Below are 23,010 nucleotides of genomic sequence, written 5' to 3'. Positions count from 1 at the left end.
TCAGGCGCGCTCGAGATGCCACGATGGAGCAAGGCTGTAGGCCAGAAGGCCAGCCTCGCCGGTAGCTGCCGACCGAGGGGTCGAACGAGTGCTGCGTGACCTCGATCTGGAGACGTCATACCGCTCGGGCCGGAATTCTCTAATTGATGAGTTCTACGTGCCGTGTCTACAAGAGTCGTTGCGGTACGATCGCGCCGTAGGATACTTTTCAAGCACGCTATACCAGGTGCTCGCAATCGCATTCTCGGATTTCGTTCGACGCGGCGGGCGTATGCGTCTGATCTGTTCTCCGGCGCTATCGACCGGCGACTTCGAGGCAATGAAGTCTGCTGATGAAGTAAGCAGATGGGCGCAGCAGACCGTACGTGACGATCTCGAGATGCTACTGCGGAATCCACAGGCTGTCCCAGCTACAAGGCTACTAGGGACCCTCGTTGCGAACGGCATCATCGACGTACGTATAGCCTTCGCCGATGATCCGAATGGCATCTTCCACGACAAGCTGGGGATATTCGAAGACGACGAAGGTAAACGAGTATCCTTCACCGGAAGCGCGAATGAGACATGGCGCGCATGGGGCCTTAACCATGAGTCGTTCGAGACATTCTGCAGCTGGAAGAATGAATCCGAGCTGCTACGGACGCGCGGCCATAATGACAACTTCTCGCAGATGTGGAGAGGGCAAGAACCAGGAGTTCAGGTAGCGTACTTGGAAGACGTTACCCGTGAGCAGCTTATCGCAATATCTGAATCCGACTTGGACTACGCAGTCGATCAGGTGCGGAGTCTCCGCCAGCGACCACGAGACGATCCGAGAAGCCGCCCATTGATGGAACATCAGAGGCGGGTCCTTGCGGACTGGGAGACACATAACCACAGGGGAATCGTAAATTTCGCGACCGGCGCAGGGAAAACGCTTACAGCGATTGACGGGATTAGACGTTGGGCAGCCAACGGTGGGGCGTCGATCGTGATGGTTCCCGGGCAAGACCTGCATGAACAGTGGATTCGCGAAATTGAACAAGAGCTTCCCGATGCACAAATACTGCCAGCCGGCGGTGGTCACAGCAAGAGCAACTGGTTGGCCATGCTACCCCTGTTTACGACGCGTGAGAATGCAGGGACAGCTCAGCGAGTTGTAGTTGTAACGAACAAAACGTTTGCTAGCCCAGATTTTCAAAAGAGGCTTCGCGGTGGTCAGCATTTGCTGGTCGTTACTGACGAGATGCACCGAGCTGGCAGCCGGCGAGTCTTGCCAGCATTGGAGTCAGTTGAGAGCGGTGCGACGCTAGGGCTGAGCGCCACATTTCGTCGACAGTTTGACCCCAACGGCACGGACCGCCTCCTGGAATTCTTTGGGGAGGTGTTGAACCCAACAATTGGCCTGGCCGAGGCTCTGATGTTGGACCTGCTAGTGCCGTACGACTACAGATTGCACGAAGTAGAGCTTGAGGGTGATGAAACTCTACTCTACGAACAGATTAGCGACAAGATTCGCCACCTGATGGCACGAGGAGCGTCCGTAGATGATCCTGACAGTCCTCTACGTATGCAACTGATACGACGTGCAAGGGTGCTGAAGCAAGCCCGGAAGAAGATTCCGGCCGCTGTTCAAATTCTGCGCTCCGAATATCGCGAAGGCGACCGCTGGCTCGTCTACTGTGACGATATCAATCAGATGAGAGCAGTATCGCAAGAGTGCCTAGATGCGGGTCTGCCAGTTCTAGAGTTCTATGCCGGGATGAGGAGCGAGCGTAGCGCCGTACTCGATAGCCTCCGCGATCATGGTGGAATCGTAGTCGCTATTCGCTGCTTGGACGAAGGTATCGACGTTCCGGTCACTGACCACGCGCTAATAGTGGCAAGTTCCACCGTTGAGCGGGAGTACATACAGCGCAGAGGCCGAGTCCTGAGACGCTCGCCATCTACTGGAAAAGTAAGTGCCGAGGTTCATGACTTGATCCTCGTTGATTCCATTGGGGGTGGTCTCACAAAGGGCGAGGCACAGCGCGCTTTGGAGTTCGCACGCTTGGCGCGTAATCCTGCATCTCGGGATCGCCTTAAGGCGATAGTCTCGCTGAGCCGCGATCCTATTGGCTTGCCGGATGATCTAGACGATGACAGCGAGGATTCAGATTGACTATGAACGATGGACCGAGCACTAGCGCTGGGCACGGACGCCAAGGCGCATTAGCGGCCTTGATTGAAGTCGCAGCGGGAGGAGAGATGCGGAGAAGGTTTGGCGCGGCGGCCGCCGCCTTCCACGAGGAAGATTACGAGGCACTGATCGCACTCGCTTGGCGTCACCAATTTGATGACGACCGTTCCAAATTTAAACGCGAGCTCAACTCGATGCAAGAGCAGATCAGTCAGAGAATTCTAGGCCGATTGGAGCTAGAGAAATGAGCCTAAGATTCGAAGGCGTCAGCCTGACGAACTTTGGTCCGTACCGCAAGGTAGACAACGTCGACTTAACCACTGCCGACGACAGGCCAATCGTTGTTGTCCACGGCGAAAATACACTTGGCAAAACAAGCATTTTTCGGGCATTGCGGTGGTGTCTTTATGGCAGCCCAGAGGCTAACAAAACTGCCGAACAGTCAGCCCGAGGCCTAAGTGAATACTTGAATCGGCCTGCAGCATCCGACGGCGACTTAGATATGCAGGTCGACATCAAATTTTCTGCTGATGGAATCCCGCATCATTTGACCCGAACTGCCAATTTTGAGAACCTCTCTGCGCCGCGAACTTCCGTCGATTTGCGCGTCGGCACGACTGTGATTCAGGCAGCTGCGGTTGAGGCCGAAATAGCAAGGCTACTTCACCCGCAAATCTCTGAGTTCTTTCTCTTCGACGGTGAACTATTGCGAGAATTCTACGATCGGCTCAACTCGGATCGAGAACGCGACCTGCTCAAGGACAGCATTGAAAGCGTATTAGGTATCCCAGCTCTTCAAATGGCTGGCCGCGATATCGCTGTACTTACGACTGACGTCTTGCAGCGACAAACTAAAGCCCTGAAGAATAAGGCCGACAAAGATAAGGCGAACCTCCAACTCAGGGAACTAAAGTCGCAGCAGGCCGGCCTGGATAAAGATAGGAAAGAAGTATCGAAGTCATTGCAAAAGGCTCGCATCGACCTTGAGTCGATTCGGGACCGAATGGCGTCGATCTCTGAGCTGAAAGCAGACGCTCGCGAGATGGAGACCTTAGAGTCTCAAATCAAAGGTTCGGACGCTGATAGTGATAGTCTCCGCGCCGACATGGCTCGAGTGCTATCTCTCGGGTGGTTGTCCCCTGCGAGTGCTCGCCTTGAATCTGCACTGGATCGCGTCGTGGCGAAGAATGACGCTGCTAACGCGAAGCAGACCGCCATTCTGGACGCTCGATCTCGTGTCGATCTTCTTGAGAAGCGCGTAAAGGGTGGCACGTGCCCTACATGTAACCAAGGCTTGCCGCCGGCCGACGCCGCAACGGTTCGGATGCTGGAAGACTCGAGGAGAGACCTTGAGGTCTTACGTGAAGAATCTGGCGATGGACCTGATCTGCCGTTGGAACGTCGAATCCGGGCCCTACTTGACACCACCACTATTCCCGCGTATCAAGAAAAGCAAGCCCAATTGTTCCGGCTTCAGCGCGAACAGTTTGACCGACAGCGTCGTCTGGCGACGATTAAAGATCGCCTTCGGGACAACGATGCAGCGCAAATTCGCCAGCTCGGTCGAGATCAGGAGGCGCTAGAACAGACCATCAAGACATATGAAGGCCGACTAAGAGTCATCGATGGTACGCAGCTGAAATTGCAAACTGACCAGAACCGCCTAGCTAGCGCGTTGCGCCGTCTAGGCAGCGATCAGCCAGTGCTCGCCGCCGAGGCGTTCTTCTTCGAGTACGTTCAAGAACTGGTGGCGGGCACAATCGATCGTTATCGTGAAAGTACGCGGGCTGAAATCGAGCGCGCGGCATCATCAATGTTTATGCGGCTAGTTCGTGATCCAAGCGGCTACGATGGCGTAACTATCGGACACGACTACCGCGTAGATCTGGTTGGCCGTAGGGGACCATCGATGAGGACAAGTGAAGGTGGCCGGCAGCTGATTGCGTTGTCGCTGATTGGGGCTCTTAAACGAGCAGCGGTACAAGGTGGGCCAGTTGTTCTTGACAGCCCGCTTGCGCGCCTCGATCTAGAGCATCGAGCGAACGTACTACGACAGTGGGTTCCTGATCTAGGTAGCCAGGCGATACTACTGGTGCAGTCTGGGGAACTGACGGAAGATGAAGCCAACCGCATAATGGGTGATCGAATTGGGCAGGCCTATCGCATCATTCGGCCCAATAACGATCCGGAAGATGCCACGATCGTGAGGACGCAGTAAAGTGACGAAGGCGCAGGATGACAAGCAACAGGTTGGTCTAACTCCGGAAGCAAACGAAATGATCAAGTCGATTGCTTTCAAGCACTTCGATGGCAGCGAGCAGGATGCGTACCGATTCGCAATCGCCTATGCCGTTGGCGCTGAATTTGATCCAGCCGACGCCCCCGGTGGCCAAGTTACTAAGTTCAGCGCGCTAGGTACGCTCGAAAGCAACGGTAGCATTCGCGACTTGCTTGGAATTCTTGGAGTCGGCGACATCAACCGACCTTTTGCGACGGCCGAAAAGTTGGCAGAGCTCGGCGTTCGCGACATTGCGAAGCGACTAGACGAGAACGAGACCCTCGGCGAGATCGCGGCATCCGTGGCCAAAATCGTCGATTCGGATGAACGGTAGTAGCATGAGTCATACTTTGCGCAAATGACTTAACGCGATGGCGCTAATCGGCCGAGCGGATTGACTTCAGTCGAGTGTGTGCGGCATCGGGCCCGCCGTCGCGATATGGCTCGTCCCAGTCAATTGAGCGTGCTATCTCTGGTACATCTTCACCGATCCTGGCGAGCACGAGGATGCAGTCCTTATCGGTGGCTTGACCTTTCGTTTCACCCCAGATTCGACTGACCTTACTCTCAATTGGCAAGTGGTCCTCGATGAGTGTGACAAGCCGAAGCCCAGTGTCGTCGCTAACGTCTTCCCAGAGTCGCTGTGCGAGGGGAACACGGTCTTTGCCGGGTTGAGTCACGTCACCGATAACTACTGCAGCAACGCCGTTTGGGGCGAGGACTCGTTCAATGCCTCGCAAAATGCCGCGCATGAATGTCTTGTATGACGAGTAGGTGTGCCGATGATCAAGCAGCATGTCAAGAGAACGACGACCTGCTCCTCTCTCCCGGCCAACCTCGTCGACGCCGAGCAACCAAAGGCGAATCCAGTTTGCAGTCCCATAGTTGACAACTTGCAAATATGGTGGAGAAGTAAGAACGAGCGATACTGAGCGAGGCTCCATCCGCTCATCATCGAGGAAGGCGCTGGCGTCGTCGAAGTACGTCAGACCTTCCGGTCCATCAGTCGCGTCGACATAGAGACGTGCCAGCTTGTCTCGGATCCGCTCAAAGACGTCTTGGCGAGGCGCGATTAGCTTCTTCTCTGCAATGAATTTTGCCACATATGTTGGTGACATGCTGAATGTATTGGGCATGCTGATACTGAGATACTGAGATGTGCCGTCTCTGCGATGGGAGCCGTGCATGATTCCTGCGAGGGCGCCTGCGAGCATCAAGTCTGCGGCGTCCCATTTAGCGATTGGGCGCGTGTGAAGGTGATTCCGCAGGTAGCAAAGCTGCTTGAGTGTGTGCGGATGGTATAGCATTTGAATGTCGGGAGAGACAGGCTCTGCGCTGGTGGTGGACTGGCTAAACTGGTCTTCAAGGTCCGCTACGTGTTCCATCACGGACGCCCACGTTGGCGGTGCCGCTTTTGCGCTGGACAGCGTGTACGCAAGCGGGTTCAGGTCGTTACAGATAGTTCGTCGCTGCTCAACCCTTGCTTGAAGGGCGACAGTCCCACGGCCGCTGAATGGATCGACGACGAGGTCGCCGGGCTCTGTGTACGCTTGAATGAAATAGTGCGCCAACTTTGCAGGAAACATGCCGTGGTACGAGCACATGGTGTGCATGGAGTGGCCCCAACGGGTGTTGGCGCTATGCCATAGGGGACCCGACGTCGTGGTTCCGCCATCTATGGATTCAGATTCAGGAATCTCAAAGAATGCGTTTGAAAAATTGGTCTCACGGCTAATCATCGCAAGTAGTCCTCGAAGGCGAGTGCGGCTGCACGCAACACGGGATCAGTCGTGTTCTTGGAGACGCGGCCGAGTCGTCGCAGTGCTTTGGAGCGGTCTGGGCGTGGTGCCGAAGGCCGGTCTGTCAGTGCAATAGTTGTCGAACTGGAACGTCGGAGCCCTAAGTCACGCTTTATGTCACGCGTTTCGCTAGCTTCTCGATATAATTCGTCAGCTAGGTCGCCTGTGACTGTTTCGACGTAGCCAGTCGTGAAGCGTGTTCCATGCCCCTGACGAGCTGCGATCGTAGCGTGCTCCAGCCAGATTTCTGCCGATATCTCTTCTGTCGCCATCTTCTTTTCAATGACGTGGCGTAGTCCCGTGTCGGTCAGTCGAAGCCAAGCGTACGGGTTCGAAGACGGCAGAACGGCGACATCCATGAGGTCAACGATCCGCGCGAAAAGTCCACCACGCTGCAGGAGGCGCCACAGGCCGGTGTAGTTGCGTAGCGTCGTTGGCGACACGCCGATATAGCGTGCAATATCGGTCTTCTTGATTGATTCCGTCTTATGTAGATGTTCTACAAGTGAAGCCAACTGACTCGGCAGGAGGTCCTGGTATATATCCGTCTGATAGCGAATTTCGAAACGCTTTGCATAGTCGGTGATATAGGTTGGAACGCTGTTGAAGCGAGTAGGGTCAGATTGGCGAATTTGCCGGATCGCCCGGAGGCGGAGCGCACCGTCGACGACGAGGTAGCCATCCCCCATCGGGAGCGTTGCCACTTTCAAAGGCTCGACGAGTCCGATTTCCTCAATGGATGCGCGCAGGCGGTCTTCGAATTGCTTTGCACTTCCGGATCGCCGGAGGTCGTCGCTCAAGGACAAATCGTCGATTGCTATCTCGGTGATGTTCACGGTGTCGTAACCGCACGAGTTCGGGGGGTGGAGGCGGAGAAGCTCAACGGAAGTCGTTCGGCTAGGAGATCTAGGCGCTCCGCCGGATCGTCGCTATCCATCTTGGCCAGCTCGTTACAAGCCCAGCTGATCAATAGTAGACGTTCCACGCCATATTTAGGCCCAAGATCTGCCAGCCTTCTCCACCCTAACGCTTTGAATAGTTCGTCGACCTCTTTTGTGCGGAGCGAGTGTTTTGCGATTTCCGCGACAATGTCGCTTCGCTCTTCGAGTGCTACATGACGGGCTATTACAGCGTGCAGTGCCAGGTTGACGGTGCCGTCTCTGAGCGCAGAGACTTCGCGTCTGGTCGCTCCGTCGAGTTGGGCTTCGAGTCGGCGGACAGTTGCTGCGCTAACGCCGAAGCGACCCGCAACGGAGGAAGTCTCTTCTCCATCTTGGCGGGCGTGGGCGATGAGGAGGGCGCGATCGACCGGTCGCATCCTCAGGCGTGCAACATTCTCTACAAGGAACTGCTGGACCTTTTCATCGGTGGCGAAGGTGTTGTCTACGATGATCGCAGGAACTTCTTCCATTCCGAGTATCTGGCATGCGAGTGTTCGGCCTTGCCCTTTGATGAGTAGGAAGTCGTCAGACCCATCATCGGCCGCACGGACCGTAATTGGCGTTAGTACGCCGAAGCGTTCTATCGAGCGCTGCAGTTCTCGGTGACCCTCGCGGTCTCGCTTGCGGTCGAGGCCGTCCTCGGCGCGGATCCGGGCGACCGGGATCGACTGGACGCGGAGCGCCTGGTGCCGGTCGCGCGCTGGCGGGCTGGCGTCGAAGAGCGCGCCCTGGGACTGTTCGGCACGCATGCTCATGGGGCCCTCCGCGTTCGGGAACGAACTTCCGTGTGATTCTCGCGCAGGGGTACGACAAGACTGCAACGCCACCCCGTTCCGGTGGGTAGCGGCTGGTGATCCGGCTGCGTGTGGTCGACCGCCGGGTGTCAGGGTGATGCGACAGCGTAGGCCAGTGGCGCGACGTGCGGACTCTGCGCACCGGCGGTAGCTGGTCGGCCACGGCGGGCCACAGCCCATCTTCGGGTACACACGGTCGGGCCGCATCTAGCGTGAGTTCTCAGCGCCGGGTCGATCGCCGTAGGGCGCGTGGCTGGGCATGTATGAGCCGCAGTCGACGTGCCGTCAGTCGCGAAGGCTGGATGTTGGTGGGCGCCCACGCGTGACGCTGCCGTGCGTCCTGGACTTTTCGGTCAACTCGGCGGTGTGCGACGCATGCTATGCGGGTTGGTTGTGGCCTAGCAGTTCGGCGCCGTGATGACGTACTGGCCGGGGCGGAAGCGGCAGCCTCGGCGGAGATGAGCGTGGGTCTGGCCTTCGTGCGCGACCACTCCCGCTGGGACGCGGGAGGCCCGGTTGTCGCGGTGGGTGGTCGCCGTCCCACAAGTGTGAGTGCGTACCTCCGCCGACTGTCGGACGCCGCGTAGCCTTGGCTGCGGCACGGCGGCAACCAAGATCGGGGTGACGTGACCTGCGTTTGGCTGTATTTACGGCAAGATTGTTGTCCAGATGTTCACTGAAGAATCGGCTCGAGCCGCCGTAGTAGGTGCCGCGCTGGTTTCAGGGCTTGCATCAGAGTCCGAGCCCGAGTCCGTGGAACTCATCCGGATGGGCTCGAACGGTGTGTTCCGGCTCGGAGCGAACGTTGTTGCACGTGTGGCACCGGATCTTGCTCTGCTTGCCAACGCGGATAAACAGATAGCGGCTGCGCGGTGGTTTAAGTCGGTCGGTCTGTCGGTCGCACCGGCGCTAGCGATCGAGCAACCTATTGCCGTTAACGGGTGCGTCGTTACTTTGTGGAAGTCTGTGTGTGATGGAGAGGTCTACGCGCCGATCGCTGAAGTTGCACGGCTGATTCGCGAGCTGCACCAGTTGATGGCGCCGGCTGGCCTCGAGCTGCCACAGTCGCATCCGTTCGGTGATTCGTCGATGCACCTGCCCTCCTACCAAGGACTGGATGTAGACGACGCCGAGTTCCTGAAGAAGCGGTATCGCTGGGCTCGCGAGAGCTTTGACAGCCTGCCGTTCGTACTGGAGCGCGGAGTCATCCATGGCGACGCGAACGTAGGCAACGTGCTGCTTGGCGACGACGGACGGGCCGTGCTCATCGACCTCGACTCCGTCTCAATCGGTCCGCGTGAGTACGACCTGATCCAGACGGCGATCTTCGCGGAGCGGTTCGGGTGGCACACCGACGAGGAGTACGCGACGTTCGTCGAGGTCTACGGCTGGGACATCATGCAGTGGGAGGGGTACGAGGATCTCGCTGCAATGCGGGAGATCTCGATGACGTCCTGGCTTGCGAAGAAGGCGGCCGGCAACGCGGCGGCGGCCAAGGAGGCCACGAAGCGGATCCATGCGATCCGGACCGGCGGTAGCCGTCGGGACTGGGGCGCTTACTGAGCGCCGCTCGGCGGCGTCCACAGGTGGTGTCCACGAACGGTGGATGCGAACTCGCGGACGACTGGGCTCGTGCGGTGGCGTAGTAAGCGTTCGCGGAACTCGCCGACGTAGCCCTGGCAGCGAGCGGACTGCAGGGCGTCGCCGGCGGAGAAGGCTTGCTCGGCGACGCGGACGCCCTCCTCGATGTCGCCGCGGTCGACGTGGGCGTCGGCGAGCACCATCGCGACGAAGAAGTTGCTGCGGATGCTCTCCTCCGGGGCGGCGCCGAGCGCCTGTGTCGCGTACTCGATGGCCTGATCGGGTCGGCCGAGATCGCGGTTGCAGTGGGCCATCTCGGCGGCCAGCTCGGACGCGTCGAAGTAGCTGATCCACTCCGGACCTTCGCCGTCAACGGCGCGTTCGAAGTGCTCGACAGCGCCGGTCATGGCGCGGTCGCAGTCGGCTGCATCCCCGGTCCGAGCGAGCGCGCGAGCCTCCATAGCGTAGAAGTGCGAGGTGAGGATCGGGACGCCGGCCGATTCGGTGCCCAGTCGTGCTGCCCTGGCCATGTGGGCCGACTCGCGGTACTTGCCGAGGAAGCTCGCCTGGTGCGACATCGCGTCGAGGATGCTCGCTGCGAGGAGGCGGTCGCCGCCGGCGTCGGCCAGGCCGAGAGCCTGGATGAAGTAGCGCTGCGCGAGTCCGTGGCGGCCTGAGTCGTAGGACATCCATGCCGCGAGCTGTGTTGCCTCCCCCGCGGCAACGAACAGCGCCTTGCGCACCTCGCTCTGTCCGTCGGCTCGGAGCAGCCGAGGCAGTTCGCCACGGAGGTAGTGCACCAGCGCCCCGCGTGCGTGGTCGCCGCCGAAGGATCCATCGAGCCGGTCGAACGTAGTTCGCATCGCACGAAGTCGCTCGACGTCAGCCAATCCAATCTTGCCTGGCTTCGCCTCGCCGAACGGCTTCTGCGAGCTGACCAACCACGCCAATGAGGCGTCGTTCCATGCGCTGGAGCTCGTCGGTGCCCGTCTGAGTGCCGACGCGTCGGCCAGATCCGCGACTAGCAGCTCGACGACGGTCGACACGCCCGTCTCTGGACGATCGGGGTACGCCAGCCCGAGATCGGACGAGGCGGTATCGGGCATCGCGAAGCCGAGCTCGTCCTCAGCGACTACACGGCCGAGATGGACGCCGAGGGCCTCGCGGATCGCGGCTCGGGTGGCGTCGTCTCGGGGGCGCGCGTTGGAGAGCCAGCGCGCGACGTACGTGTGCGAGTAGGTCTTTCCGCCTGCAGCGGTCGACACCTCGCGAGCGAAGCGCTTCCTGGAGAGATCGCCGTTGTCGTCGACGAAGCCGGCCTCGGTCATCAGCCTGACCAGCCGTTCGTTCGTCGGCACGCCACACACCCCCCCGTTCCGTGTGCCCGGTGCACAAGTGTGCTCCCTAGTGCGCCCTGTTCGTGGGCGTTCCAGAAATCCACTCTGGTTCCCGTGCCGCACGACAGACGAACGACCTACCGGGAGGAGCGGGAGATGCCAGTGCTACTACCGCTCGCCGGTCGACTTCTCCAGCGCCTCAACACGGCGGCGCAGGTCGACCAGCTCGCTGCGGATGGTGGCCAGCTCGTCCGGTGCCGGTTCGCCACCTCGGCCGCGGAGGACCGAGCCGAGGTGATCGGCGGGCCATCCGAGCGTGGTGGAGAGCGCCGCGAGCGTGCGGGGCTGGCGCTTCCGGGTGTTGAGCACGTGCACCAGCTCGCGGACGGTCGTCAGCGAGACGCCGGACCGAGCCGCAAGGTCGGTCATCGTCATGCCCTGTTCGTCGAGCCGGTCGCGCAGCGCCGTTGCGACGGCGGGCCAGTCCTGGTTCACGCACTCTCCAGCCTTCTGAGGTGCGCCGAGCGTAGCTAGAGCGCGATCCCGCGCGCACTTCACGCGCGGAACGCTGTTGACTAACTATCAATCTAAGCTCAATATGAGCGTTAAACTGGTAGCTGAGCGCAGGAGGGGAAGCGCGATGCATGACTTGCACACCCAGCCCACCGGACCGAACGAGGAGAGCTCCGTGACCACCGACCATGACCTGACGGTGGTGAGCCGGCCGGTCTTCTTCACCGCGGCCGAGACCGCCGAGATCGTGCGACTCGACGAGTCGACCCTGTACCGGCACCTGCGAGGTGGCACATTCCCCGGGCTCAAGATCGGCGGGCGCTACATCGTTCCGGGCGCGGTCCTCGACCGTCTCGTCGACGACGTGCTCGCGACCGGGCGCTGCGTCGACCTCGTCGGCTGGACGCGGCAGTGGCGCCACGAGCAGGCCGCGGCTATCGCACGGATCGCCGCCAGCACGGTTCAGATCGCCGGGGGCGCGCGATGAGCATCGGCGTCCTGATCTTCTTCGCGATCCTCGGCGCGTTCATCTGCGCGAAGGCGCGGGTGGCCGGGGGAGCGATCGTCTTCTCCCTCATCGCGCTCGTGCTGTTCATCAGCACGCCCATGGGTTCCGGCCTGCCCGGCGCGATCGGCGACATCCTGTCCAACGTCTCGAAGGCGTCGGAACCACTGACGGCGCCCGCCAACTCCAAGGCGTCGGGTTGAGCGGCGTCAGTCGCGACGGGCACGAGCACCCGATGGACCGCCTCCGGCGGGCGGCATGGGGCCCGGAGCTTCGCACGGCCCGCCTCCCCGTCAAGGGTCGCTGCGCGATCGCCTGCGGCGACGGCCTGCGGCCGCCCTGGACGGCGAGCCTCTCGGGCCGAGCCGGGCGCTCTTGCGGCGGCGGGGACAGCACCCGCCACCCACTGCCGGGCCCCACACCGTTGACGTCCCGATCACTCAGGAGCAGGCCATGACCAGCACGAACCCCGACTACGGAGGACGGGACTGGCGGAACTACGCCGCATGTCGCTGCTTCGACACTGAGCTGTTCTTCCCGATCCAGGACAGCGACGACGAGGCGCCCGCGCTCACCGAGCAGATCCGGAAGGCCAAGGCCGTCTGCGCCGCGTGCCCGGTGCGGCAGCGCTGCCTCGACGAGGCCCTGCGCCGGATGCCGTACGGGATCGCCGGCGGCCTCACCGCGCTCGAGCGGCAGCGGCTCCACCCCGACGTCCGGCCCGAGTTCGAGGGTCGGCTTCGCAGGCGGACCGGCAGCACGACCAGGGCCGAGAACCGGCAGGCCGGGATCAACGCGCTTCGGGCCGGCCACTCGGTCGACGAGGTGGCGGAGCACTGCCAGGTCTCGCACCGAACCGTCTGCCGCTGGCTCCGCGCGCAACCCAAGGCGGAGGGGAGTGCGGCGGCAACCGCAACTCCCCTCCAGATCTCACGATCAAACGCCCTGCTGAGGACACGAATCACGGAAGGACAACGAGTCTAGTGACTTCGCTGCACAACGACGAGCGCCCTGTCGCGATCATCCGCGCCACTGCAGCGGCGGACGCCTGGCGGTCCGCGACGCTCTCCCAGCGCGCGGCGACGCCCGATCACTCCGATTTCTACAACCTGACCGGCGAGGTCGTCGACACGCTGCAGGCGCTGTCCCATCTGTTCGCGGTGCTGCGGATCCAGATCGCCGGATACGGCGACCGACGCACGCTGAGGGACGACGAGCCCGGCCACGACCCAGCGGAGCGCCTGATCATGGCGTGTGGGCTGGCCGGCCTGCTCCAGCGCGATCTCGACGTCGCCGAGCAAGCCGCGCAGCGGTTCTGGTCCGAGATCGGCCACATCGCCGTCGAGGACCCGTCATGAGCGCCGCTGCCGCGTCCAGGAGCCGGGCTCTCCGCGAGCTCGCGGAGATCGGTGCAGCCATCTCGTGGCTGCACAGCCAGTCCATCAAGTCCGACGCGACCGGTTCCACAAGGTCCGCGGAAATCCAGGAGGCCCTGGCGCTGCTCTACGCGCGTGAGGCCGGGTGGTGGGCCGTTCTGCGACATCACGCACCCCGCGACCTCGCGCACATCTACCGCGTGGCAATGATCAAGGCGCGCTCGCTGAGTCGGGCACGTGCCGTGGACTGCGGTTGCTCGGCGCGTGAGTGGCGCCGCCTCGCCGCGACGGCGGCGGGCGGTGATGTCCGATGAACTCCCGGATCACTCTCTACGTGCTGCTGGGTGTGGTCGCCACTGCGGCCGCCGTGCTGTCGTTCTCCGCGCTGCGCGACCTTTCGCTGGTCTGCGGATTCGCCGCGCAGCTCGCGTGGCTGCTGCCGGTGGTCATCGACGCTGGAGCCGCAGCTGGATCCCTTGTCTGGTTGGGCGGCCAGGCCAATCAGGCCGCGCGTTCCTTCGCCCGCACGCTCGCTCTGGCACTGCTGACGATGTCGGTCGCGGCCAACGCGCTGGGCCACGGGCTGGAAGCGTTCCGGCTGGAGCCGGCGTGGTGGGTCGTCGTGATCGTCTCCGCTGTGGCGCCAGCCGTACTCGGCGCCGTGGTCCACCTGGCCGTTCTCGTCGGGCGCCCGCAGCAGGTCCACGAGTTCGACGAGCAGCCGATCCCGTACGAGCTCGCCGCCGAGGCCTACGCCGATGACTCGCTCGACGAGCACGGAGTGTCCCGCTTGTGGGATGCCGCGCCCCTGGTCGTCGAGGACGAGCGCACCGCCCAGCTCATCGCCGCCGGCGTCGGGCGACGTCGCCTGGCACGGGAGCTGGACATCACCGAGTACGAGGCCCGCCGCCTTCTCGACCGGGCGCGGCCGGCCACTTCTGCGGAGCCCCGTGAGGCCGCTCCCCACCTGAACGGATCACGAGCATGAACGTCTACGCCCTCGTCCTGACGACAATCCTCACCTTCGGCTCGCGCGTCGCCTGGCGCCGAGGCGCTCGCCCGATGGCGTTCGGCTGCGCCGCTGGCGCGACCTTGTTCGGCACCTCCTTCCTGCGGAGCACCAACCCGCTTGTGATCGTGGTGCTCCTGCTGTTCGCAGCGGCGTTCGTGTGGCACCGGTGGGCCCGTACTGCCGCGACCGTGACGCGGTGGGGCAGCGCGATCCGCCGGAAGTCCGGTGTCGCGTCCGGGCTCGACATCTTCCGTCACCGCGGCGCGGTCGCCATGCGCCGGCGCGCCGGAACCCTGCGGCCGTCACTCGCGCTCGAGGGGCGCAGCGACCGCTGGGCGCAGCTCGCGAAGCTGCCCGTCTCCGAGGTCGCGGTGAAGCTGTGCCGGGTCGGTGCCACGCAGGTCCTCGCGGCCGTCGAGGAAGTCGTGATCGTGTTCGGCGGGCCCCGCATGGGTAAGTCGCAGTGGCTCGCTGGTCAGATCGTCGATGCTCCGGGCGCCGTCATCGCCACGTCGACCCGGACCGACCTTCTGGACCAGGTCGGTCCGATGCGAGCCCGTCGCGGCCCGGTCTACGTCTTCAACCCGGTCGGGTTGGGCGGGCGCGAGTCCACGGTCACGTTCGACCCGCTCGTCGGCTGCGAGGATCCGGTGACGGCCAGCGAGCGAGCGACGGACATGCTCGCCGCGACCGGCCATGGTTACCACGGTGGCGGTGGCGACCGGGAGTTCTGGGACGACCAGGGCCGCCGGAACCTCGCCGCGCTCATGCACGCCGCGGCGCTCGCCGGTGACCTGACGATGGCCGACGTCCAGAAGTGGCTCTCTGACCTCCCACGCCACCAGGCCGAGATCATCGGGCTGCTGCACGACCACAGCCCCGAGCCGGCCTTCGAGTCGGCGGTCACCCAGTTCATTGAGACCAACGAGCGCACCCGCTCGTCGATCACGTCCACGATCGCGCCCGCCCTGGCCTGGATTACCCACGGCCCCGCGCGTGACGCGTCACTCCCGGTGCGGGAGGGCGGGCGCCCGCTCGACATCAGCCGGCTTCTCGCTGAGCGTGGGACGATCTTCATGCTCGGTGGCGAGGAGAACCAGGTCGCTCCGCTCGTCTGCGGGATGACCGGCTGGGTCGCCCGCGAGGCCCGCCGCCTCGCCGCGTTCTGCCCGGGCGGGCGCCTGGACCCGCCCCTGGCGCTCCGCCTCGACGAGGCAGCGCTGATCTGCCCCATCCCCCTGCACCAGTGGACGGCCGACATGGGTGGGCGTGGCGTGTCGATCGTCGCCTGCGTCCAGAGCCGGGCGCAGCTCGTCGACCGCTACGGCGACGCGAAGGCGAGCGCCATCATCAACAACTCGGGAGCCCGCGTGCTGTTCGGTGGCACGGGCGACCGCGACGACCTGAACTACTGGTCGACCCTCGCTGGCGAACGCGACGAGCCGATCGTCACCACAGATCTCAACGGCCGGGTCGCATCCCGCTCGACACGGCGGGTCCCGGTCCTCGCGCCTGCCCAGATCGCGACCCTTCCGCAAGGCCGCGTGGTGGTCTTCACCTCGACGATCCCGCCGGTGGTTGGCCGAGCCGAGCAGGCGTTCCGACGGTTCGACGTCCGCGCGCACCACGCGCCGGACGCGATCACCGTCCGAGCGCGCCTGGTGACGATGTTCGTCCTGCAGGTTGCTGGTCGGTGGGTGGGCCGTCAGGCCAGCGCGCTCGGGGCCGCCGCGGTCGGTCTGTGGCTCGGGCTGCAGTACATGACGGGCTTTTTCGCCAGCCTGTTGCCGGAGTGGGCTGCGCCAATCGAAGCCGGCGGGCTCGGCGTCGCGGCTGGCCTCTCGGTGGTGTCGCTGTGGCGCTACCCGGGCCGTGCGATCGCCGCCTGGTTGCTGGCCGTGCTCCGGGGACCGGTGTCGCGCTGGGTCGTCGCCCGCCGGACGGCGCTCCGCGCTCGCTTCACCGGCCTCGGACCGGCCGCTGCGGAGTACCGGCCGTTCTCGGTGCCTGAGCTGCCCGGCGACGACCAGCCCGGCCCGCTCGACCGCTCGTGACCGCGGCGGAGCCGGGCGACATATACCCGGCTCCGCCGCTCCACCCACTCCCACAGGAGGTGACCCATGCCCAACAACGACGATGACGCTCCGATCCCGTTCGTGCTGACCAATCGTCGCCTCGGTGCCTTCCGGCCCGACATCGCGCCGTCCGACGAGCGCGGGCTGGTCGGTGGCGAGGGCTCGGTCCTGTCGAGCGGTCCGACGATGTCTGCCGAGGACGCCGCGCAGGCGCTCGCCCGCGACGGGCGACCCCTCGACGACGCGCGGGCTGCGGTGCGCGGCTACCAGGACGCAGCTACCGAACCTCTGGGAACACCCGTCCACGCCTGGGGTCTCGACGAGGCCGATCTGGACGCCATCCGGGCCGATACCGCCGAGGGGACCCCCGTGGGCGCACCAGTGATCCCACTGCCTCGGACCAGCTCCGACCCGGTCGCCCGCTCCGGGCGTGACGTGGGCGAGGCCGAGCGCCGCGAGCAGCTCGCCCTCTGGCACGCCGATGACACGTCCGCTCCGGCGGACACTGAGACCCGAGGAGCCGAGCTGTGACCACCCCATCCGAACCAGCTGAGCTCACGAACGCCGTCGAGGCGCTCGGCCGCGCCCTGGAGCGGGCCTTCCGTCGGATCGAGTCGCTCGACCACAACGTGACCATGCTCGGGAAGCAGGTGGCTGCCCTCGTCGAGTCGGAGACCGACCCGGCACCAGTCGAGTCGGGCGATGTCGCCCCGCCCGGTGTGCGCTCGTGGCTCCTGGCTGACGACGCCGCTCAGGCCGAAGCCGACCTCGACGACCTCGCGACGTGGGTCTGGCGCGTCTACCTCTGGTTCCCCGACGCATTCCTGTCCTCCTGCTGGCTCTGGCACCCCGAGGTGATCGAGGAGCTGTGGTGGCTCCGCGTGGCGCACGCGGACGCGTACGGCGCCGAAACCGGCTCGTCGCTTCGGGTCGGCGACTGGCACGACCGGCAGCGTCCGGGCGTCGCGCGGCGGGTGCGCGGGGTGCTCGCGAAGTGCGATCTCGGTCGCCACGTCGCCACCAACGGCCGTCCGGTCGAGGTGCTTCCGCCCGGGCCGCCGGCCCTCGCACAGCACGCCGGGTTGGTCGCCGCCGTGTGGGTCGCCGGAGCCGATCTCGACGCCCTCCGGGCCGCCGGCCCGGAGCCGACCGAAGAGCAGCGCGCCGAAGCCACGGCGTACCAGCAGGCCCTCTTCCGGGACCGCCGATGAGCACCAACCGCAAGAGCAACCGCACCACCAAGAGACACCGCAGAACCGAACGACACCACCTCATCAACCCGTCCACACGCTCATCACGCCATCTCCGAACACCACCTCCAGCACTCCCGAGATATCTCCACGCACCACTCACCAGCACGACAACAACCAAGATCCACAAGCCGAGCACACCGAGGCATCACGATCAGAGGGGGATCGGTACGGGCCCTGGCGGGCCCTGCCGATCGGCACTCCTCCGGTCGCTCACCATGATCATCTGCGAGGGGGCACCGTGTTGAGCATCGCGACCGGACACGACGTCCGGTACCTGACCAAGGCGGTCGCGCAGGCGCGCGAGGGCTACTACACCGGGGCAGTCGCGACCGGCGAGCCGCCGGGGCTCTGGTGGGGCGCTGGAGCCGAGGCGCTCGGCCTGAGCGGTGAGGTCGACGCCGACCTGATGGAGGCGATCTACACGAACCTGCTCGACCCACGGGACCCTGCAGCGCACGCACGCTCGACATGGGGCGACGCCGCGGCGCTCGGTGCCCGCCACCGCAAGTACCGCAGCGCGGAGGACATCTACAAGGCACTCGTTGCTGCGGAGCCCTCCGCCGGCGCGGAACGACGGTCCGAGCTCCTCGCTCAGGCAGAACGGTCCGCGCGCCAAGCCGTGTCGTTCATCGACCTGACGTTCTCCGCGCCCAAGAGCGTCACCGTGCTCGGCGTCTCCTTCGAACGGGCCGCGAACGACGCGCTCGCGGCCGGCGACGCCGAAGCCGCGGAGGCGTGGTCAGCACACGCCAAGGCCGTCGAGGACGCGGTGATGGCCGGCGCGACTGCGGCGCTGGAGTACATGCAGACCAACGCCGGCTTCTCGCGCGTCGGCCACCACGGCGGCGGGTCTGGTCGCTGGATCGACGCGGCGAACTTCGTTGCCGCCCGGTTCCTGCAGCACGACTCCCGCGACAAGGACCCGCAGCTGCACGTTCACCAGGCGATCCTGAATCGCATCCTGTGTTCGGACGGGGTGTGGCGCACGCTCGACACCCGGGCGATCCACACGTTGCGGGCCGCCGCGGCTGCGGTCGCCGAGCGTGTGATGGAGGCCCACCTGACCCGGTCGCTCGGCGTCGAGTTCGCAACGCGCCCGGACGGGAAGGCCCGGGAGATCCTCGGCATCCCACAGCGGGTGATGGACCTGTTCTCGTCACGCCGACGAGCAGTCACCGCCAAGACCGCCGAGATCCTGAATGCCTACCGGGACGCCAACGGGCGCGAGCCGACGTCGGCGGAACGGTTCTTCATCGCCCAGCAGGCCACGCTCGCCACCCGGGCGGGCAAGTCCCACGACGGCGAGTCCCGCGACGAGCAGATCGCGCGCTGGTCGTCGCAGTGCCACGACGTCCTCGTCGGCGGGTTGACCAGCCTCGCGAACGACGTGCTCGCCCGCGCCCAAGCGGCGGGCGAGGCAGCTGACTGGTCGTCGCGCGACGTCGTCGAGCGTGCGCTGGCCACGGTCTCGGACTCGAAACAGGCCTGGACCCGGTCGGCGCTCATCCGGGCCGTGTCGGACGCGCTACCGGGCAACCTGAGGATCGCGCCGGAGGACGTCGAGGCGCTCCTGGAAGGGCTGGCCGACACCGCGCTCGAGCAGTCGGTGCCCGTTACCGTTCGGGAGAGCACGACGAACCTGCCGGCGTCGGAGCTGCTCGCGAACGGTCAGTCGCCGTACGCGTCGCCGACCGGGACGCTCTACACCACGGAGGGCCGCTACATGGCCGAGCATGCCATCCGAGCGGCAGCGGTCGTTCGCGGCGCGGCGACCCTCCCACGCGAGGTGGCCGACCGGCTCGTCCAGCGCTACGCCGAGTCCGGGGTAACGCTCGGCACCGACCAGGCAGCCACGCTGCGCGGCGTACTGACGTCCGGGGCCCGGGTCGAGGTGCTCATGGCGGCCGCCGGCACAGGCAAGTCGTTCGTCGTCGGGGCGATCGCCGACGCCTGGCGCAACGGCGACCCGGATACGCCCGCCGATCCCGAAGCGGGCGCCACCGGGACAGGACGGCGAGTGTTCGGGCTCGCGCCCTACCAGGTGGCCGCCGACGTGCTGGCCGCCGAAGGGCTCGACGCGCGCAACGTCGCGTCCTGGCTCGCTGCCCAGCGCCGGCTCGACAGCCCGCAGCCGGGCGGCTCCGGTGGCGAGAGCCCGTCCGTGCTGCCCGGTGGCGACGAGGCGTGGCGGCTGAGGCGCGACGACCTGGTGGTGGTCGACGAGGCCGGTACCGCCGACTCCGACACGCTCGCGGAGATCAGCGCGCGATGCGAACGCGCCGGGGCGAAGGTGCTGCTCGTGGGCGACCCGAAACAGCTCACCGCGATCGGGCCCGGTGGCGCGCTGGCCGACGTCGTCGAGCACGGCATCGTGCACCACCTCGCCGAGGTGCGCCGGTTCACCAACGACTGGGAAGGCCCGGCGTCCCTACGACTGCGCGACGGGGACGCGACCGCTCTCGACGAGTACGCCAGGCACGGCCGGATCCGTGACGGGGGCACCGTCGAGCAGGCCGAAGCAGCAGCGGCCCGTGCCTACTTGGCCGATTCGCTCGACGGCAAGCAGTCGCTGCTCCTGGTCGGGACGAACGCCGCCGCGGCCCGCGTCTCCTCGGAGCTGCGGGCCGAGATGGTCTCGCTCGGGCACGTCGAGGAGCACGGCGTCGAGCTAGGTATCCGCGACTGGGAAGGAGTGACCGCCGGCGTCGGCGACCTCGTCGAGGCCCGCTCGCTGGCCTGGCACCTGCGCCGGTTCGAGGACAACACAGCCGCGCCGATCACCCGCCAGACCTACCGCGTCACCGCGCTCCGGCCAGACGGCGGGCTCACTGTCGCCCCGATCGTCGAGCGCCGCCGCGACGCGGCGGACGAAGGCGAGTGGAACGCGTGGGGCGAGCGGCTCGGCACGCCGATGCAGCTCCCGGCGTCCTACGTGCGCGAACACCTCTCGCTCGGCTATGCGAGCACCCGCGACAGCGCGCAGGGCCGCACCGTCGACACCTCACACGGCATCACCAGTTCGGGCGCGACCGCCGCAGGCGTGTACGTGCCGGGAACCCGTGGACGGGAGTCGAACACCTTCTATGTGGTCACACGCGCTGTGGCTGAGGACGCCGACACGGGTGAGTCGAACACCGCCTCGATCCGGTCACCGCAGGCGGTGCTCGCCGACGCGCTGACGGCTGAGCACGAGGAGCGGACGGCGCTGGCGCAGCGGGAGCAGGCCGAGATTGACGCCCGCTCCACGATGACCCACGTCGACCGGCTGATCGACGTCGTGGCCCAGCACGTCACCGCCGGACGGCTCACGGCCACGCTCGACCGCCTGACCGTCGAAGGAGCCCTGACACCGCGGGACCGCGCGGCGATCTCGGCGGACGATGCGTTCGGCTCGCTCGAGCGCCTGCTCCGGACGGCCGAGCTGGCCGGCCACGACGCCGAAGCTGTGCTCGCGGCGGCCGTGGCCGACGACCGCGGGCTCATGTCGGCGGCATCGCCCGCGCAGGTGCTGCACCACCGCATCACCCACAGCCTGCACGGTCGCCTTACGCCGAACCTGACTGATCTAGCCGAACTGGTCCCGGCTGATGTCCCAGAGGAGTGGCGGCGGTGGCTGCAGGATCGTGTGGACGCTGCGACCGAGCGTCGTCACGAGCTGGGCGCCGAGACCGCCGAGCAGGCGCCGCAGTGGGCGGTCGAGGCGCTGGGGCCGGTGCCGGACAGCGGCGTCGACGTGCTCGCGCGCCAGGAATGGGAGCGCCGGGCGGGCTGGGCCGCCGCCTACCGGGAGCTGGTCGGCTACGACCACGACCGCGACCCGCTGGGCGACGCACCGGCGCCCGCGATGGCCGAGAAGGCGGCGCTGTTCCGCGCGGCGCACCGCGAGCTCGGCCTGCTCCACGCGACCGACGAGGAAGCGAGCATGTCCGACGGGCAGCTCCGCGCCCGCGTCCGCGCCTACGAGCGGGAGGAGCGGTGGGCGCCTCGGTTTGTCGGCGCCGAACTCGACGCCACGCATGAGGCGCTCGACCAGGCGCGGGCCGACGCGACGATCTGGCGCAGCCGAGCCGACGCGCCCGGCACATCGATGGAGGACGCCGCTCAGCTCCGGGAATCCGCCCGCGAGGCCGAGCAGCGAGCGGCGGAGCTGTCCGAGCGGCTGAGCCAGCTCGACGAGGTCGACGACGCCCGCGGCACATGGTTCGCCCACTCGGCCAAGTCCCGCGAGATCCATGACCGTGCCCGTGCCGAGCTGCGGGCGCGAGGGGTCGATCCGGACGACCCCGACGACCGGGTGACGGCTCAGGAGTGGCTGGAGGCCCACCGCGCCGAGCAGCTCGACGGCGACACGACACGCGAGGTCCGCGACGAGTACGACCTGCACCCGAACGACGTCGTGGAGCACGAGCCAGTCGAGCGCAGCGCCGACGACACGATCTCGGGACCCGAGCCCGACATCCGAGAGACCGCGACGCCCGACCCGCTGGAGAAGCAACATCCTGCCCAGCGTCGTCGGGTCCCACCGGCCGACGAGACCGCCGAGGCGGTTGCGGGAGCGCAGGCCGCACTTGTCGAGATAAGGCAACGGCGAGAGGCAGAGGAGGCCCGAGCCGCGCTCGAAGCGGAAGAGGAGGCACGCCGCCACGACCTGAGCCGCTGGGACGACTCGTCGTCGGACGAGTTCGAGCGCGCTGTTGAGGAGCCAGCGCTGGAGCGATAAGCCGCAGGAGGTGGGCTGGCTACGAGTTCTGCTCGTGGCCGGCCTTCACCTCACGCGCGGCCGCAGCGTCGACCTGCGCCCGGACGTGTCGCCACCAGTGCAGCGCCTCCGCCCGCGCCTGCTCCTGCGACGCACGCTCGGCGGCATGCCAGGCCTCATCCGGCTGCCCTCCGCGGAGCGGCGCGTCCAGATGCGGCCGCTCAGGCGGGATCCCGGCCGCGCGCTGCCACGAGGTGTAGATCGGAAAGTCCTCGCGCACGCCGAGCAGCCACGACAGCGTCCGCCACACGCCGTACGCGAACTCCGTGTTGTCCTCGACCTGCGCCGGCCGTGGCTCGACACGAAGCGAGCGCCAGTCGTCCACAGATGGCGGCGCCTGACCAGCTGCCATCGACAGCGCTACCCAGCTCTCGGCACGAGCCTCGTCGAGGCTGACGCCGGCACACCACCACTCGGTCGGGGAAGCGTCCGACCTGTTCGGCGGGTAGCTACCCCGAGTTGGACGCTCCGCGGACGTCGCCCACGTAATCGGCGAGACCTCGCCGTGAGTCAGCCAGACAAGGCCCGCTGACACCCCGACCTCGCGTCGGGTGACTCGGTACGGGCCGAGCTCTATGCTGTCAACGGTCATCGAGAACTCCGGGTGGATGGAAAGTTGATCTCCGGGC

Annotated in this window: 21 protein-coding genes; 15 read left to right on the top strand and 6 right to left on the bottom strand. The window is 65.5% G+C overall.

The window, feature by feature from the left end; all coding sequences use genetic code 11:
• The first annotated feature begins 226 nt into the window (after positions 1–226).
• The 4 genes from BGP03_RS23335 to BGP03_RS23320 are packed head-to-tail and all read left to right on the top strand — an operon-like array spanning position 227 to position 4,770.
• A complete protein-coding gene (locus tag BGP03_RS23335; protein WP_363094328.1) occupies positions 227–2,140 on the top strand; it encodes a DEAD/DEAH box helicase family protein in 1,914 nt (637 codons plus the stop codon).
• 2 nt (positions 2,141–2,142) lie between these two features.
• Positions 2,143–2,406, top strand: coding sequence for a hypothetical protein (locus BGP03_RS23330; protein WP_298795972.1), 264 nt, complete (start codon positions 2,143–2,145; stop codon positions 2,404–2,406).
• The gene (locus BGP03_RS23325; protein ID WP_298795974.1) at positions 2,403–4,376 is read left to right on the top strand and encodes an AAA family ATPase; all 1,974 of its coding nucleotides are present in this window, start codon (positions 2,403–2,405) and stop codon (positions 4,374–4,376) included. The genes BGP03_RS23330 and BGP03_RS23325 overlap by 4 nt, the downstream gene beginning before the upstream one ends.
• 1 nt (position 4,377) lies before the next feature.
• The gene (locus tag BGP03_RS23320) at positions 4,378–4,770 is read left to right on the top strand and encodes a hypothetical protein (protein WP_298795975.1); all 393 of its coding nucleotides are present in this window, start codon (positions 4,378–4,380) and stop codon (positions 4,768–4,770) included.
• Positions 4,771–4,813: 43 nt separating this feature from the next.
• Here the strand turns inward: BGP03_RS23320 and BGP03_RS23315 are convergent, their stop codons facing one another.
• From BGP03_RS23315 to BGP03_RS23305, 3 genes are read right to left on the bottom strand one after another with little or no spacing between them, the layout of a single operon-like run.
• A complete protein-coding gene (locus BGP03_RS23315; protein WP_298795978.1) occupies positions 4,814–6,175 on the bottom strand; it encodes a DNA methyltransferase in 1,362 nt (453 codons plus the stop codon).
• Positions 6,172–7,071, bottom strand: a complete 900-nt coding sequence (locus BGP03_RS23310; protein WP_298795980.1) for a ParB N-terminal domain-containing protein — start codon at positions 7,069–7,071, stop codon at positions 6,172–6,174. The genes BGP03_RS23315 and BGP03_RS23310 overlap by 4 nt, the downstream gene beginning before the upstream one ends.
• Positions 7,068–7,931, bottom strand: coding sequence for a ParB/RepB/Spo0J family partition protein (locus BGP03_RS23305; RefSeq protein WP_298795982.1), 864 nt, complete (start codon positions 7,929–7,931; stop codon positions 7,068–7,070). The genes BGP03_RS23310 and BGP03_RS23305 overlap by 4 nt, the downstream gene beginning before the upstream one ends.
• A 792-nt stretch (positions 7,932–8,723) precedes the next feature.
• On the opposite strand from BGP03_RS23305, the gene BGP03_RS23300 reads away from it, so the two are divergent.
• The gene (locus tag BGP03_RS23300) at positions 8,724–9,533 is read left to right on the top strand and encodes an aminoglycoside phosphotransferase family protein (RefSeq protein ID WP_299737474.1); all 810 of its coding nucleotides are present in this window, start codon (positions 8,724–8,726) and stop codon (positions 9,531–9,533) included.
• On the opposite strand, the gene BGP03_RS23295 is transcribed toward BGP03_RS23300, so the two are convergent.
• Positions 9,527–10,909, bottom strand: a complete 1,383-nt coding sequence (locus BGP03_RS23295) for an XRE family transcriptional regulator (RefSeq protein WP_298795986.1) — start codon at positions 10,907–10,909, stop codon at positions 9,527–9,529. The two genes, BGP03_RS23300 and BGP03_RS23295, sit on opposite strands and share 7 nt — an antisense overlap.
• A gap of 147 nt (positions 10,910–11,056) precedes the next feature.
• Positions 11,057–11,383, bottom strand: a complete 327-nt coding sequence (locus BGP03_RS23290) for a helix-turn-helix transcriptional regulator (protein ID WP_298795988.1) — start codon at positions 11,381–11,383, stop codon at positions 11,057–11,059.
• Positions 11,384–11,576: 193 nt separating this feature from the next.
• Between BGP03_RS23290 and BGP03_RS23285 the strand changes: the two genes are divergently transcribed.
• From BGP03_RS23285 to mobF, 10 genes are all read left to right on the top strand, one after another.
• Entirely contained in the window at positions 11,577–11,888 is a 312-nt protein-coding gene (locus BGP03_RS23285) for a helix-turn-helix domain-containing protein (protein ID WP_298795990.1), read from the top strand.
• Positions 11,885–12,109 carry a hypothetical protein gene (locus BGP03_RS23280; RefSeq protein ID WP_298795992.1) on the top strand — a complete coding sequence of 75 codons (225 nt, stop codon included), beginning with the start codon at positions 11,885–11,887 and terminating at the stop codon, positions 12,107–12,109. Before BGP03_RS23285 ends, BGP03_RS23280 begins: the two co-directional genes overlap by 4 nt.
• Before the next feature lie 250 nt (positions 12,110–12,359).
• Positions 12,360–12,890 carry a WhiB family transcriptional regulator gene (locus BGP03_RS36040; RefSeq protein ID WP_363094322.1) on the top strand — a complete coding sequence of 177 codons (531 nt, stop codon included), beginning with the start codon at positions 12,360–12,362 and terminating at the stop codon, positions 12,888–12,890.
• A complete protein-coding gene (locus BGP03_RS23265) occupies positions 12,890–13,264 on the top strand; it encodes a hypothetical protein (protein ID WP_298795994.1) in 375 nt (124 codons plus the stop codon). The genes BGP03_RS36040 and BGP03_RS23265 overlap by 1 nt, the downstream gene beginning before the upstream one ends.
• Positions 13,261–13,596, top strand: a complete 336-nt coding sequence (locus BGP03_RS23260) for a hypothetical protein (protein WP_298795996.1) — start codon at positions 13,261–13,263, stop codon at positions 13,594–13,596. Before BGP03_RS23265 ends, BGP03_RS23260 begins: the two co-directional genes overlap by 4 nt.
• Positions 13,593–14,270: a DUF2637 domain-containing protein gene (locus BGP03_RS23255; protein WP_298795998.1), complete on the top strand. Its 678-nt coding sequence runs from the start codon at positions 13,593–13,595 to the stop codon at positions 14,268–14,270. The genes BGP03_RS23260 and BGP03_RS23255 overlap by 4 nt, the downstream gene beginning before the upstream one ends.
• A complete protein-coding gene (locus BGP03_RS23250; protein ID WP_298796000.1) occupies positions 14,267–16,348 on the top strand; it encodes a TraM recognition domain-containing protein in 2,082 nt (693 codons plus the stop codon). Before BGP03_RS23255 ends, BGP03_RS23250 begins: the two co-directional genes overlap by 4 nt.
• A 66-nt stretch (positions 16,349–16,414) precedes the next feature.
• A complete protein-coding gene (locus tag BGP03_RS23245) occupies positions 16,415–16,900 on the top strand; it encodes a hypothetical protein (RefSeq protein WP_298796002.1) in 486 nt (161 codons plus the stop codon).
• On the top strand, positions 16,897–17,580 hold the full coding sequence (locus BGP03_RS23240; RefSeq protein ID WP_298796004.1) for a hypothetical protein: 684 nt from the start codon (positions 16,897–16,899) through the stop codon (positions 17,578–17,580). Before BGP03_RS23245 ends, BGP03_RS23240 begins: the two co-directional genes overlap by 4 nt.
• 280 nt (positions 17,581–17,860) lie before the next feature.
• The gene (mobF, locus tag BGP03_RS23235; protein ID WP_298796006.1) at positions 17,861–22,342 is read left to right on the top strand and encodes a MobF family relaxase; all 4,482 of its coding nucleotides are present in this window, start codon (positions 17,861–17,863) and stop codon (positions 22,340–22,342) included.
• Positions 22,343–22,361: 19 nt separating this feature from the next.
• Here the strand turns inward: mobF and BGP03_RS23230 are convergent.
• Positions 22,362–23,010: hypothetical protein (locus BGP03_RS23230; RefSeq protein ID WP_299737467.1), on the bottom strand; the 649-nt coding region annotated here is incomplete at its 5' end.

The sequence above is a fragment of the Pseudonocardia sp. 73-21 genome (assembly GCF_001899645.1).
Taxonomy (GTDB): Bacteria; Actinomycetota; Actinomycetes; order Mycobacteriales; family Pseudonocardiaceae; genus Pseudonocardia.
This window is presented reverse-complemented; position numbering and strand designations above follow the sequence as displayed.